Origin of the sequence: Agromyces sp. Leaf222 (assembly GCF_001421565.1) — a bacterium.
GTDB lineage: Bacteria > Actinomycetota > Actinomycetes > Actinomycetales > Microbacteriaceae > Agromyces.
The window spans coordinates 16,219-28,793 of record NZ_LMKQ01000003.1; the positions used below are offsets into that span (position 1 = coordinate 16,219).

At 70.5% G+C, this 12,575-nt stretch carries 14 protein-coding genes; 9 read left to right on the forward strand and 5 right to left on the reverse strand.

What is annotated here, in order from left to right; genetic code table 11:
* The first annotated feature begins 29 nt into the window (after positions 1-29).
* From ASE68_RS17525 to ASE68_RS17540, 4 genes are all read left to right on the forward strand, one after another.
* On the forward strand, positions 30-551 hold the full coding sequence (locus ASE68_RS17525; RefSeq protein WP_055862675.1) for a GNAT family N-acetyltransferase: 522 nt from the start codon (positions 30-32) through the stop codon (positions 549-551).
* 9 nt (positions 552-560) lie between these two features.
* Positions 561-980, forward strand: a complete 420-nt coding sequence (locus ASE68_RS17530) for a CrcB family protein (protein WP_055862677.1) — start codon at positions 561-563, stop codon at positions 978-980.
* A complete protein-coding gene (crcB, locus tag ASE68_RS17535; protein WP_055862679.1) occupies positions 977-1,357 on the forward strand; it encodes a fluoride efflux transporter CrcB in 381 nt (126 codons plus the stop codon). The genes ASE68_RS17530 and crcB overlap by 4 nt, the downstream gene beginning before the upstream one ends.
* A 102-nt stretch (positions 1,358-1,459) precedes the next feature.
* Complete coding sequence (locus ASE68_RS17540; protein WP_235481142.1) at positions 1,460-3,550, forward strand: APC family permease; 2,091 nt, start codon at positions 1,460-1,462, stop codon at positions 3,548-3,550.
* Between the two features lie 73 nt (positions 3,551-3,623).
* Here ASE68_RS17540 and ASE68_RS17545 read toward each other — a convergent pair whose 3' ends face one another.
* Positions 3,624-4,808: an FAD-dependent oxidoreductase gene (locus tag ASE68_RS17545; RefSeq protein WP_055862681.1), complete on the reverse strand. Its 1,185-nt coding sequence runs from the start codon at positions 4,806-4,808 to the stop codon at positions 3,624-3,626.
* Between the two features lie 183 nt (positions 4,809-4,991).
* On the opposite strand from ASE68_RS17545, the gene ASE68_RS17550 reads away from it, so the two are divergent.
* Entirely contained in the window at positions 4,992-5,204 is a 213-nt protein-coding gene (locus tag ASE68_RS17550) for a DUF3073 domain-containing protein (protein ID WP_055862683.1), read from the forward strand.
* Between the two features lie 43 nt (positions 5,205-5,247).
* Here the strand turns inward: ASE68_RS17550 and ASE68_RS17555 are convergent, their stop codons facing one another.
* Both ASE68_RS17555 and purM read right to left on the reverse strand, forming a co-directional pair.
* Complete coding sequence (locus ASE68_RS17555; RefSeq protein WP_055862685.1) at positions 5,248-6,048, reverse strand: LLM class flavin-dependent oxidoreductase; 801 nt, start codon at positions 6,046-6,048, stop codon at positions 5,248-5,250.
* 20 nt (positions 6,049-6,068) lie between these two features.
* Positions 6,069-7,175: a phosphoribosylformylglycinamidine cyclo-ligase gene (gene purM / locus ASE68_RS17560; protein ID WP_369800096.1), complete on the reverse strand. Its 1,107-nt coding sequence runs from the start codon at positions 7,173-7,175 to the stop codon at positions 6,069-6,071.
* Positions 7,176-7,263: 88 nt separating this feature from the next.
* Here purM and ASE68_RS17565 point away from each other — a divergent pair, with 88 nt between their 5' ends.
* Positions 7,264-7,875: a hypothetical protein gene (locus tag ASE68_RS17565; RefSeq protein ID WP_055862687.1), complete on the forward strand. Its 612-nt coding sequence runs from the start codon at positions 7,264-7,266 to the stop codon at positions 7,873-7,875.
* Positions 7,876-7,954: 79 nt separating this feature from the next.
* Entirely contained in the window at positions 7,955-8,389 is a 435-nt protein-coding gene (locus tag ASE68_RS17570) for a PaaI family thioesterase (protein WP_055862689.1), read from the forward strand.
* Positions 8,390-8,466: 77 nt separating this feature from the next.
* Here ASE68_RS17570 and ASE68_RS17575 read toward each other — a convergent pair whose 3' ends face one another.
* Entirely contained in the window at positions 8,467-9,867 is a 1,401-nt protein-coding gene (locus ASE68_RS17575) for a PLP-dependent aminotransferase family protein (RefSeq protein WP_055862691.1), read from the reverse strand.
* A 48-nt stretch (positions 9,868-9,915) separates the two neighbouring features.
* Between ASE68_RS17575 and ASE68_RS17580 the strand changes: the two genes are divergently transcribed.
* Entirely contained in the window at positions 9,916-10,413 is a 498-nt protein-coding gene (locus tag ASE68_RS17580; RefSeq protein WP_055862693.1) for a carboxymuconolactone decarboxylase family protein, read from the forward strand.
* Positions 10,414-10,575: 162 nt separating this feature from the next.
* Complete coding sequence (gene purF, locus ASE68_RS17585; RefSeq protein WP_055862695.1) at positions 10,576-12,033, forward strand: amidophosphoribosyltransferase; 1,458 nt, start codon at positions 10,576-10,578, stop codon at positions 12,031-12,033.
* A gap of 98 nt (positions 12,034-12,131) precedes the next feature.
* Here purF and ASE68_RS17590 read toward each other — a convergent pair whose 3' ends face one another.
* The gene (locus tag ASE68_RS17590; protein ID WP_055862697.1) at positions 12,132-12,560 is read right to left on the reverse strand and encodes a hypothetical protein; all 429 of its coding nucleotides are present in this window, start codon (positions 12,558-12,560) and stop codon (positions 12,132-12,134) included.
* Positions 12,561-12,575: the final 15 nt, after the last annotated feature.

Consider the following 12,575-nt stretch of genomic DNA (forward strand, 5'->3'; position numbering starts at 1 on the left):
TCGTCGGTGGGGCCTGCTTGGGTGAGGGTATGACGGATGTCACGCTCGCACCCTGGTCCCCCGACGACCTCGACCTGCTGCGCCGGGCCAACACGCCCGAGCTCATGGACCAGATGGGCGGCCCCGAGACCGACGAACAGGTCATCGCGCGCCATGCCAGGTACCTGCGCCTCCAGGCCGAGGGCACCGCGCACCAGTTCCGCATCATGATCCCTGGGCACCCCGAGGGCGTCGGCATGGTCGGCTACTGGCAGCACGAGCATGCCGGCGAGCCCGCGTTCGAGTCGGGGTGGTCGGTCGAGGCCGAGTACCGCGGGCAGGGCATCGCGCCGGCCGCCGTGAGCGTCATGCTCGAGGTCGCACGAACCGCCGGCGAGGTGCTGCCGGTGCACGCGTACCCCCGCGTCGACAACCCCGCCTCCAACGCCGTCTGCCGCAAGGCCGGGTTCACCCTGCTCGGCCCGCTGGAGTTCGAGGTCAAGCCCGGCATCGTGCTGCACACGAACGACTGGGTGCACGACCTGACCCCGAACCCGGCGACCGCGACGTAATCTCGACGCGTGCGCTCGTATCTCGCCGTCCTCGTCGGCGGACTCCTCGGCACCGCCCTCCGCCTGGCGTGCGACCTCGCGCTGCCGCACGGCGACGACGAGTTCCCCTTCAGCACCCTCGCCGTGAACCTCGTGGGCGCGTTCGTGCTCGGCTGGCTCGTCGGCGGACTCTGGACCAGGCCGTCGACCCCGAACTGGCTGAAGGCGGGCATCGGCTCCGGCGTGATCGGGTCGTTCACCACCATGTCGGCCGTCCTGGCCGCGGTCGTGCTGCTGACGGGTGCCGGCGAGGCCTGGCTCGCGATCCTCTATCTTGCATTCTCCGTTGTCGGGGGCCTCGGGCTCGCGGCGGGCGGGCTCCGCATCGGGTCCCGCATCGCGCATCGCCCGATGCCGACCACGGTCACGGATGCCGGACAGACCCTGTGACCGCCCAGCTCACGCCCCTCGTGGTGGCCGCCGTGCTCGTGGCCGGCTCGATCGGGGCCGTCATCCGCTTCGCGTTCTCGCGCGCCCTGCCCGTTCGGTCGGGTCGCCTGCCCCGCGGCATCCTCATCGTGAACGTCGTCGGGTCCGGTCTCGCCGGCGCGTTCCTCGGGCTCGCCGAACGTGCGGCGATCGACGGCGACCTGCGGCTCGTGCTGGTCACGGGCTTCTGCGGCGGACTCACCACGTTCAGCACGTGGAGCGTCGAGACGATCGAACTGCTCGACGGAGGCCGGTGGCGCGCGGCGATCCTCAACGTGCTGCTCACCCTCGTGCTCGGCATCGCGGCGGCCGCCGGCGCGTACCTGCTGCTGCGGTGAGGCGGCGCCCGATCGCCGCACCGACGCGGCATTCCGCCGATCTCCGGCCACGCGGCCTCGGTCGACTTGACATGGCCAGTGGCGGGTGTAGTCTCATCCGCCGTGACAAATGAGGCGGATTCACCGCCACCAGAACTGAAATCGCCGAAGCACTGGATCATCGGCGACCCGCTGCCGACCGAGAAGCTCGAGGGGCAGCTCCTTCCGAAGCACCTGGCGCTCCCGATCTTCGCGAGCGACCCGCTGAGCTCCGTGGCGTACGCGCCGCAGGAGCTGCTGATGATCCTCACCGTGGGTGGTCTCGCGTTCCTGAGCTTCGCCCCATGGGTCGCGGTCGCCGTCGTCGTGCTGCTCGTGACGGTGGTCGCGTCGTACCGACAGCTGATCCGCGCCTACCCCTCGGGTGGCGGCGACTACGAGGTCGCCCACCGCAACCTCGGCGAGAAGGCGGGCCTCGTCGTGGCCTCCGCCCTGCTCGTGGACTACGTGATGACCGTCGTGGTCTCGGTCGCGTCCGGCGTCGACAACATCATCTCGGCGATTCCCGAGCTCGACCCGTTCCGCGTCGAGCTCGCCGTGATCTTCGTCATCATCCTGGCGGCCGTGAACCTCAGGGGCGTGAGCGAGTCCTCGAAGGCCTTCGCCGTGCCGACCTACCTGTTCATCGGCAGCGTCTTCGTGATGATCGTGGTCGGGCTCACCCGCACGATGCTCGGCAACCCGCCCGTCGCCGAATCGGCGCAGTACCAGGTCGACGCCGAATCCCTGACACAGGCGGGCATCATCCTGCTGCTGCTGCGCTCCTTCGCGAGCGGATGCTCCGCCCTCACGGGTGTCGAGGCGATCGCGAACGGCGTGCCGGCGTTCCGCCGCCCCAAGGTGCGCAACGCGCAGCGCACACTCGTGCTCATGGGCGGCATCGCGATCATCCTGTTCGCCGGGCTCACCGCCGTCGCGCTCATCTCGCAAGTGCACTACGCCGAGGATCCATGCCATCTCATCGGCTGGGCCGAATGCGCCACCGAACCGCAGCAGAGCCTCATGGCCCAGGTCGCCGGTGCGACCTTCGGCGAGGGCACGATCCTCTTCTACCTGATCCAGGCCACCACGGCGCTCGTGCTCCTCCTCGCCGCGAACACGGCCTTCAACGGCTTCCCGCTGCTCGGCTCGGTGCTCGCCCGCGACGGCTACGCCCCGAAGTCGCTCTCGACGCGCGGCGACCGGCTGATCTACTCGAACGGCGTCGTCATCCTGGCGCTCGCGGCATCCGTGATCCTCGTGGTGTTCCAGGCGAACCTCACCGTGCTCATCCAGCTCTACATCATCGGCGTGTTCGTGTCGTTCACGCTCGGCCAGACCGGCATGGTGCGCCACTGGCTGCGCGAGCTCTCGAAGCAGCGGCATCCGACGTCGAAGTCGCAGGTCGCCCGCCGCGCGCCCGACGACGACCGCGCCCTGTCCCGTTCGGCGATGCTGCGTGCGCTCGTGATCAACGCGATCGGCGCCGGCATGACCGCGGTGGTGCTCATCGTCGTCACTGTCACGAAGTTCACCCACGGCGCGTGGATCGTGTTCGTGATGATGCCGATCCTCTTCTTCCTCATGGTGGGCGTGAACCGCTACTACCGCGACGTCGAGCGCGAGATCGAGCCCGACCCCACCACGACGTTCGGCTCGAACGGCGACCACGCGATCGTGCTCGTCGGCCGCATGCAGAAGCCGACCCTGAAGGCGCTCGACTACGCGATCGCCGCGCGGCACGACTCCATCGAGGCCGTGCACGTCTCGATCGACGACGACGCGACGAAGCAGCTCAAGAAGGACTGGGTGAAGCAGAACATCCACGTCAAGCTGCGCATCCTGTCGTCGCCCTACCGCGACCTCAGCTACCCGCTGATCCAGTACATCAAGTCGCGCCGCGAGGAGCACGGCTCCGAGGTCATCACGGTCTACATGCCGCAGTTCATCGTCGGCCACTGGTGGGAGGGCGTCCTCCACAACCACAAGGCCCGCCGCATCCGCCAGAAGGTCATGCTCGTGCACGGCGTCACCGTGGCACTCGTGCCGTGGCTGCTCGACTCGTCCGACATGATCTACGGACGCCGTTCGCGGCCGCTCCCCGGTCAGGATCGACGCGGCGAGCCGGTGCGCCCGCTCCCGCGTCGCCCGGCCGACTCGAGCCCGAAGAAGTAGAGCCGGCCGGCCGCCGCGCCCGTGAGAACGGGGGCGAGGCCGGGCCGAACGGGTACGAGCCCGTGCCAACGGATCAGAGCATCGCCATGATCTGGCGGGCGATCATGCGGCCGGCACGGCTCGCGCCGATGGTCGACGCCTGCGGGCCGTACCCGGCGAGGAAGATGCGCGGGTCGTTCCACGAGGCGCCCTGGCCGACGCTGATGCCGCCGGCCTTCTCGCGGAGCTTCAGCGGCGAGAGGTGGCGCAGCTCGGGCCGGAATCCCGTGGCCCAGATGATCGCGTCGGCGCGCACCTCGCTCGCGGGGTGGTCGTCGTCGCCCTCCCAGATGACCCGGTCGGCGTCGATGCGATCGAACATCGGGCGGGCGACGAGCAGGCCGCGCTCGATGCCCGCGGCGATGCGACGGTTCTTCGGCACGCCCGTGCCGCTCACGATGGAGGGCAGTGCGCGGCCGGAACGTGCCGCCTCATCTTGCTTGGCGACCGCCGCCGACGCGCCCTCGAGGTCGAGCTCCTGCCGGTCGAGCCAGTCGATCGGACGACGCGAGACCCACGTGAGCTCGGCGGCGATGCCTTCGAGCTCGAGCATGAAGCCGATCGCCGAGGTGCCACCGCCGACGACGACGACGTGCTTGCCGCGGAAGGCCTCGGCATCGGCGAAGTCGGACGTATGCAGGTGCCGCCCCTCGAAGGCGGTCATGCCCGGGTAGTAGGGCACGAACGGCGAACCCCAGGTGCCCGTGGCGTTCACGAGGAACTGGACGGCCAGCTCGTGCCGTGGCGCCGCCTGCTCTGGCGGCTCCTGGAACGACTTGCGCATGCGGCCGAAGAAGCCGCGCGCACGCTGCTCGTCGAGCGGCTGCGGGCTGAGGTCGTCGTAGCGCACGACGAGGTCGACGCCCTCGTTCGTGACCGAGCGAACGTCCATCGGGCGTCGCACCTGGAGGCCGAAGTGCTCTTCGAACCGGCCGTAGTAGTCGGCGACGACCTCGCGGGCGGGAAGCGTGCGGTCGGCGGTGTCGAAGCTCAGCCCGAGGTCGGCCATGCCGGGCAGGTCGTTGACCCGGTGCGCGGTGCCGAGCCGCAACGAGGACCACCGGTGCTGCCATGCGCCGCCTGGGCCGGGGGCCCGATCGAGCATCACGAAGTCCTCGCCGGCGACCAGCTCGAAGCGGCGCAGGTAGTACGCGACCGAGAGGCCCGCCTGCCCTGCGCCGATCACCGCGATCTTCACGCGTTCAGGGCTCGACGTCACCCCTCCATCGAACCACGTCCAGCTGTGCGCATGCCCAATCGGGAGCGTGCCCAGACGCCTGTGCATGGCAACGTCGGACTGCCTGACGGCGGTGCTAAACTGACGGCCGGACGAAATTCATATAAACCAGAAGCGCCGGGTGAAGATCATTCCACCTGGCCAGACGTCGTAAGGGGGTCACGCATGGGGCGCGGCCGTCAGAAAGCCAAGCACACCAAGGTCGCTCGGGAGCTGAAGTACTTCAGCCCGAATACCGACTACAACGCGCTTGAGCGCGAACTCACAAGTTCGCAGCATGACGATTACACCGAAGAAGCTGCGAAGTGGGCAGAATATGCCGACGACGAAGACGACAGCTACGTGACCGACGACGAACAACACGAGCAGCGCGCGTAACCACGCGACTCGTTCGAGACGGCCGGCACGTCGCCGGTTCGGCTCAGCCTCGGTCGGCGATCCACTGCGCTGCGCGCTCGACGAACGACTCGAGCTCGGCCGGGGTCGAACCCGGCGTGATCGCCCGCAGCACGACCTCGTCGAGCGCATCGGCCGGCTCGCCATACGCTGCGAGCTCGGCGGCGTCGTCGATCGTCGACTCGATGGCCCGGAACCCGAGGCGGTCGAAGTTCGCCGAGTACGCCGGGAACGCGTCGTACTTCGACGACTCCGCGACGAGCATCGGCCTGGCCGCCTCGTCGACGATCGTGCGCACGTAGAGCACGCCGCGCACCGGGCGGCCGGCCGCGTCGGCGGCGAGGTCGCGCATGGCGGCGGCCGCGGCATCCGGAGTCAGCCAGTTGAGCAGCACTCCGTCGGCCTCCTCGGCCGCCAGCCTGCGCATGCGCGGCCCGAGCGCGCCGACCACGATCGACGCCTCGGTGCGCTCGCGCAGCTCGGCGATCGCGTCGCGGACGGCCGCCAGCGGGCGGTCGGCGCCGCCCGAACCGATGCCGAGCGAGGTGCGTTCGATCGGCAGGCCGTCGAGGTCGAGCGAGGCCGCAGGTCGACGGTCCATGGGGATCACGCCGGTCGCCAACCGCAGGGTCGAGGTGACGGATGCCGCGACGCGGAGCCCGGCGAGCGAGTCGCCGCCCGGCACGTCGTTCAGCCAGAGCGACGCGAACCCGAGCCGCTCGACGCGCGGCGCGAGCGCGCGGAGCGTGTCGGCCGGCGTCGTGCCCATGAGGCCGATCGAGATCGGCTGGATCGAGCGTTCGCGGTTCACGCTGTGCTGCGACATGTCGACGCGTCGAGCCGGGATCAGCTCGCGTAGCCGCCGACGAGGCGCACGGCGCCGCCGTCGACGCCCTTGGCGCCCTGCTCGAAGCCGTCGAGGTCGCGGGCGCCGATGGTCACCGTGCCCGCCTGCCATGAGGGCAGCCCGAGGCCCTCGAGTGCGGCGATCACGTCGGTGGCGGCATCTGCTTCGACGACGGCGAAGAATCCGATGCCGAGGTTCCAGGTGCCCTCCGAGCTCTCGAGCGTCGACCCGGCGAGCGCGCTCAGCGAGCGGAAGACCGCGGCGGGCGACCACGTCGAGCGGTCGACCTCGACCCACGAGCCGACCGGCAGCACGCGTGCGAGGTTGGCGGCGATGCCGCCGCCCGTGACGTGCGAGAGCGAGTGCACGGCCGAGCCGAGCCGGTCGTCGGCGAGGAGCTCGACGAGCGGGCCGCTGTAGAGGCGGGTGGGCTCGAGGAGCGCCTCGCCCCAGGTCGTGCCCAGGTCTGCTGCGGTGTCGCCGTAGTGGAGGCCCGCGTTGGCGAGGATGTGGCGCACGAGCGAGAAGCCGTTGGAGTGCAGGCCGCTCGAGGAGATCGCGATGACCGCGTCGCCGTCGCGCACGCGCTCGGCGCCGAGCAGGCGGTCGGCCTCGACCACGCCGACGGCCGCGCCGGCGACGTCGTAGTCGTTCACGCCCATGAGTCCGGGGTGCTCGGCGGTCTCGCCGCCGACGAGCGCGGTGCCGGTCTCGGCGCAGGCCTTCGCGATGCCAGTGACGATCGACGCGATGCGCTCGGGCACGACCTTGCCGCAGGCGATGTAGTCGGTCATGAACAGCGGCTTCGCACCGACCACGACGATGTCGTCGACGACCATGCCCACCAGGTCTTGACCGATGGTGTCGTGCTTGTCGAGCGCCTGCGCGATCGCGATCTTCGTGCCGACCCCGTCGGTCGACGTGGCGAGCAGTGGTCGCTCGTACGCCTTCGCGAACGACAGGTCGAAGAGCCCAGCGAAGCCGCCGACGCCGCCGAGCACGTTCGGACCGTGCGTCGCGGCCACGGAGGCCTTCATGAGTTCGACGGCGAGGTCGCCTGCTGCGGTGTCGACTCCGGCAGCGGCGTAGGACGAGTTCGCGCTCACCATGCAAGGGTACCCGGCGCGCGGCACGCCGAAGGCCCGCTCGTCCCGGATACCGGCCGCGCGACGAGCCCGCGAGTAGAATCCGGGCATGCAGCCGGAGGGCACACCGTCATGGGTGATCCGAGAGAACGCGAGTCGGCCGGTGCTGATCGCGTTGTACCTCCGTGCGGCGCTCGGCGTGGCCTCCCCCGTCGAACTGCCGCGCGTTCGTGACGTCGGCAAGGTCGGCCCGACGCTCGCGATCGACCAGCACGACCTGCTCGAACGGCAGTGGCGCGACTGGTGGGCCATGACGGTCGAACCCGAGTCGCATCCGTCGCCCGTGCCGCTGCAGCTCGTCGACGAGTACGAGACCGAGATCGCGCTGCCCGTCTCCGGCGCCGAGGTGCTGCTCGCCTCCGTCGTTCCGCATGCCGAGGCCGCGCGAGCGTGGGCCGAGTGGACGCAGGACAGCTACCGTGCCGCATCCAGTGCCCGCCGTGGCGACTCGTACCGCGCCTACGCGGGCACGATCGCCGAGCACGAGCGCGAGGTCGGACGCCGGGCCCACTCGTTCGAGTTGAACGTCGAGGTGCTGCCGCTCGCGACATCCGGCGTCTGGTGGATCGGCGAGAAGACCGTCGCGGTCACCGACTCGCTGCGTTCGGATGCGTCGGCGTTCGACGACGCGATCCACCCGATCATCGCCGAGCTCGCCTGAGCGGTCTCGGCGGGCTCTGGTCTCGATACGGCGCTGCGCGCCTACTCGACCGGCGTACGGGCATGCCAGACTCGATCGCATGAGCATCTGGTTCGGCGAGCCCTCGGTCGAGTGGGCGAATGCACGCTGCGAGGGCACCGCGATCCGTTCCCTCGGCATCGAGATGACCGAGGTCACCGATGAATCGTTGAAGGGACGGATGCCGGTCGACGGCCGCACGCGTCAGCCGGGCGGCGTGCTGCACGGCGGGGCATCCGTCGCGCTGGCCGAGACCCTCGCGAGCTGGGGCGCGAGCTTCACCGTCGACCCCGAGCAGTTCTACTGCGTCGGCATGGAGATCAACGCGAACCACGTGCGCCCGGTCGCCGACGGGTTCGTGCACGGCGAGGCGCGGCCGATCACCCGCGGCCGCACGACGCAGGTGTGGGACATCCGCATCACCGATGACAACGGCAAGCTCGTCTGCGTGTCGCGCTGCACCATGGCCGTGCTCGCGAAGCCGTCGGAGTACTGAGCCGAACCCCGCCGAGCCGCGACATCGGGACCCGACGAGCGTCGATCGCGCGGGCGTCGATCAGCGCGCGGCGTCGATCAGCGCGCGGCCTCGATCGACGCCACGACCGCGACGACGGCCTGCTCGAACCTGAGCTCGGGCGGCGCGCCGAACCCGACGACCATCGTGGGCGGGCGGCTCGCCGCTGTGGCCGCGTCGGCGGCGTAGGCGGCCAGGCCGTCGAAGCGCAGGCCTCGCTCGGCTCCGGCCTCGACGACGGCCGCCTCGGAGACGCCCTCCGGCAGTTCGAGCAGGCAGTGGATGCCGGCGGCGAGGCCGATCACCCGGGCATCGGGCGCGCCTTCGGCGAGCAACGCCTCGAACCGCTCGCGGCGAGCGCGGTACCGGGTGCGCAGGGTGCGCACGCTCCGGTCGTATCCGCCGGAGGCGATGAGCGCGGCCAGGGCCGACTGCGTGATCACATCCGTCGCGGAACCGGTGCGACGACGTTGCGCGAGCACGCCATCACGGAGCGACGCCGGAACAACTCCCCACCCGATGCCCACCGCCGGCGAGAGCGCCTTGCTCGCCGTGCCGCCGTAGACGGTGGAGTCGGGTGCGAGCGCCTGGAATGCGCCGATCGACCGGCCGTCGAAGCGGAACTCGCCGTCGTAGTCGTCTTCGATGACGATGCCGCCGGTGACGCCGGCCCACTCGGCCAGCGCCGCACGCCGCCCTGCCGAGAGCGGCACGCCCGTCGGGAACTGGTGCGCCGGGGTCAGCAGCACCGCGTCGACGCCGGCCTCATGCAGTCGTGCGACCTGGGCGCCGTCGGCATCGACCTGGAGCGGCACCGGCTCGAGCCCGGCTGCGGCGAGCACCTCGCGATGCGTGCCGTGCCCATAGGCCTCGACCGCGATGCGGCGACCGCCGCGCGCCGCGACGGCACCGGCGACGAGGCCCAGCAGCTCGCCGAACCCGTGCGTGACGACCACGTCGTCGGCGCGAACGCGCACGCCTCGGGCACGGGCGAGGTACTCGGCCAGCGCGAGGCGCAGCGACGCGACGCCCTCGGGGGCGCCGTAGCCCAGCGTGGTGCTCGACGCCTCGGCGAGCGCCTGCCGCATCGCGGCCAGCCAGGCCGAGCGCGGAAAGGCGGATGCGTCGGGGAGCCCGCCCCGCAGGTCGAGCTCGAACCTCGTCGACCGATCGACGCCGGCCTGCTGCCGCGGCACCGGGCGCTCGCGCACCCACGTGCCCGACCCGACCCTCGCCTCGAGGCGTCCCTCGCCGAGCAGGCGCTCGTAGACCTCGACCACGCTGTTGCGGGCGATGCCGAGGTCTGCGGCGAGCGCGCGGGTCGCCGGCAGCCGGGTTCCGGCGGCGAGCGAGCCGTCGTCGATCACGGCTCGGAGCGCCTGCTCGAGGGAGCCGACCTTTCGGCGCGGGTCGAGCAGGACGTGCAGGTCCAATCCGGAATTGGCCCAGTCATCCGCCATGCGAATGGACGTTACCAGCGACCTCCGCGCGTACGTAGCGTGAAACCCATGACCGCCACCACGAACCCCGCCGAGACCGTCACCCCCGCCCGCCGACTCGACGTCGACGGCGTCGCGCCCGCCTTCACCCGCGCCGTCAGCGCACTCGACGACGCGGCATCCGCCGAGGCCGATCGAGCGGGCATCGAGCAGGGCCTCCGCGACCTCCTCAAGCTGCGCGCCTCGCAGCTCAACGGCTGCGCCTACTGCGTCGACCTGCACTCGCACGACGCGCGTGAGGCCGGCGAATCCGACCAGCGGATCTTCGCCGTCGCCGTGTGGCCCGAGGCCAACTTCTTCACCGCGCGCGAACGCGCCGCCCTCGCACTCACCGACTCGGTGACCCGCCTCTCGGAGACGCACGTTCCCGACGGCGTGTGGAACGAGGCATCCGCCCACTTCAGCGACGACGAACTCGCGGCGCTGCTCGCCCTGATCGTGTCGATCAACGCCTGGAACGAGATCTCGGTGGCGACGCGCGGATGGCGGGCGAAGCGGCGCGGCTGACCCGCGCGACGGTGCTCGCCGACCCCGTCGAAGCGCGCAGTTGACGCGCTCGATGCTCAGGCGAGCACCAGCCCGCACCCAGTCGGCTCACACGCGCACGTGTGGGAGGATTGTGCAGTCCGCTCGGACACCTTCCCCCACCTTCGAGGAGCCATTGCTCGCATGTGCGGCATCGTCGGAATCGTCTCGACCGAACCCGTCAACCAGCAGGTGTACGACAGCCTGCTCCTCCTTCAGCACCGCGGTCAGGACTCGACCGGCATCGCCACCGCCGACGGCCCCGTGTTCCACATGGCCAAGGCGCGCGGCCAGGTGCGCGAGGCGTTCCGCACGCGCGACATGCGCTCGCTCATGGGCAACATCGGCCTCGGCCATGTGCGCTACACGACGAAGGGTGCCGCCGAGCGCGAAGAGGAGGCCCAGCCGTTCTACGTGAACGCGCCGTACGGCATCATCCTCGTGCACAACGGCAACCTCACGAACACGCGCGAGCTCAGCGAAGACCTCTTCCGCATCGACCGCCGCCACGTGAACTCCACGAGCGACACCGAGATGCTGCTGAACGTGCTCGCCACCGAACTGCAGGGCCAGATCACGGGCCTCGACCTCGACCCCGACCAGGTGTTCGCGGCCGTCGAGCAGGTGCACGAGCGCGTCGAGGGCTCCTACGCGGTCATCGCGCTCATCGCCGGTCACGGCCTGCTCGCGTTCCGCGACCCGTTCGGCATCCGCCCGCTGATCCTCGGCCGTCGCCTGACCTCGAAGGGCAAGGAGGAGTGGATCGTCGCATCCGAGTCCCTCGTGCTCGAGAACGGCGACTACGAGATCGTGCGCGACGTGCTCCCGGGCGAGGCGATCTACATCACGCTCGACGGCCAGATGATCTCGCGCCAGTGCGCGAAGAACCCGCGCCTCGTGCCCTGCTCGTTCGAGTACGTCTACCTCGCGCGCCCCGACTCCGTCATGAACGGCATCTCGGTCTACGAGTCCAGGCTGCGCATGGGCGACCGCCTCGCGGACACGATCGCGAGGCACATGCCGCTCGGCGACGCCGACGTGGTCATGCCCATTCCCGACTCGTCGCGGCCGTCGGCCATGCAGGTCGCGCAGAAGCTCGGCATCGAGTACCGCGAGGGCTTCTACAAGAACCGCTACGTCGGCCGCACGTTCATCATGCCCGGGCAGTCGGAGCGCAAGCGCTCGGTGCGCCAGAAGCTGAACGCCATGGGCACCGAGTTCCGCGGCAAGAACATCCTCATCGTCGACGACTCGATCGTGCGCGGCACCACCTCGCAGCAGATCGTGCAGATGGCTCGCGACGCCGGCGCCAACAAGGTGACCTTCGCCTCGGCTGCGCCGCCGGTGCGCTTCCCGCACGTCTACGGCATCAACATGCCGAGCCGTCAGGAGCTCATCGCGCACGGTCGCAAGATCCCCGAGATCGCGGCCGAGCTCGGCGCCGACCACATGATCTACCAGGAGGTCGCCGACCTGCAGGCCGCGATCACCGAGGGCACCTCCATCGAGTCGCTCGACCTGTCGTGCTTCACGGGCGACTACGTCACGGGCACGGTCACCGAGGAGTACCTCTCGTGGGTGGAGCAGACGCAGCTCAGCTGAGCATCGCGGGCACGCGGCATCCGGATGTCGCGTGCCGCTGATCGCACGAAGGGCCGCCCCGATCTCGGGGCGGCCCTTCGTCATGCTCGGGGTGGGCGCTACGGGGTCTCGTCGACGCGGTGCGCGACCTCGTGCTCGACGCCGACCGAGGCGGTGCGCTTCGCCATCGACCGGTCGAACGCGAGGGCGATGAGTGCGCCGAGCGCGACGCCGATCGACGCGCAGATCAGGAGCAGGAACCCGAAGACCTGGCCGCCGTCGAAGCCGACCGGCACGATCTCGCTCTCGGCGGGCGTGAACGCGAGCGTGAGCACGAGCGCGACGATCGCGCCGAGGCCGGCTCCCAGTGTCATGAACCGGCCGTACTTCGGCGCGCGGCGCACGGTGACGGTGTCGCTCGTGACCTCGGTCTCGATGAGGACCTCGGATGCCGCGCCGGGCACGGCTGCGGCGGGCTCGAGGGTCTCGGCCGGGGTGGTCGGCTGTGCGGACTCCGGCGAGTCGGCGGGGATGGGGGCGTTGCTCACCCCTCCATTGTCGCG

Bases quoted from the DNA above. Each gene is read 5' to 3' on its own strand.
- ASE68_RS17525 (WP_055862675.1), top strand. From the start codon at position 30: ATGACGGATGTCACGCTCGCACCCTGGTCCCCCGACGACCTCGACCTG.
- ASE68_RS17550 (WP_055862683.1), top strand. From the start codon at position 4,992: ATGGGGCGCGGCCGTCAGAAAGCCAAGCACACCAAGGTCGCTCGGGAG.
- ASE68_RS17555 (WP_055862685.1), bottom strand. From the start codon at position 6,048: ATGTCGCAGCACAGCGTGAACCGCGAACGCTCGATCCAGCCGATCTCG.
- ASE68_RS17565 (WP_055862687.1), top strand. From the start codon at position 7,264: ATGCAGCCGGAGGGCACACCGTCATGGGTGATCCGAGAGAACGCGAGT.
- ASE68_RS17570 (WP_055862689.1), top strand. From the start codon at position 7,955: ATGAGCATCTGGTTCGGCGAGCCCTCGGTCGAGTGGGCGAATGCACGC.
- ASE68_RS17575 (WP_055862691.1), bottom strand. From the start codon at position 9,867: ATGGCGGATGACTGGGCCAATTCCGGATTGGACCTGCACGTCCTGCTC.
- ASE68_RS17580 (WP_055862693.1), top strand. From the start codon at position 9,916: ATGACCGCCACCACGAACCCCGCCGAGACCGTCACCCCCGCCCGCCGA.
- purF (WP_055862695.1), top strand. From the start codon at position 10,576: ATGTGCGGCATCGTCGGAATCGTCTCGACCGAACCCGTCAACCAGCAG.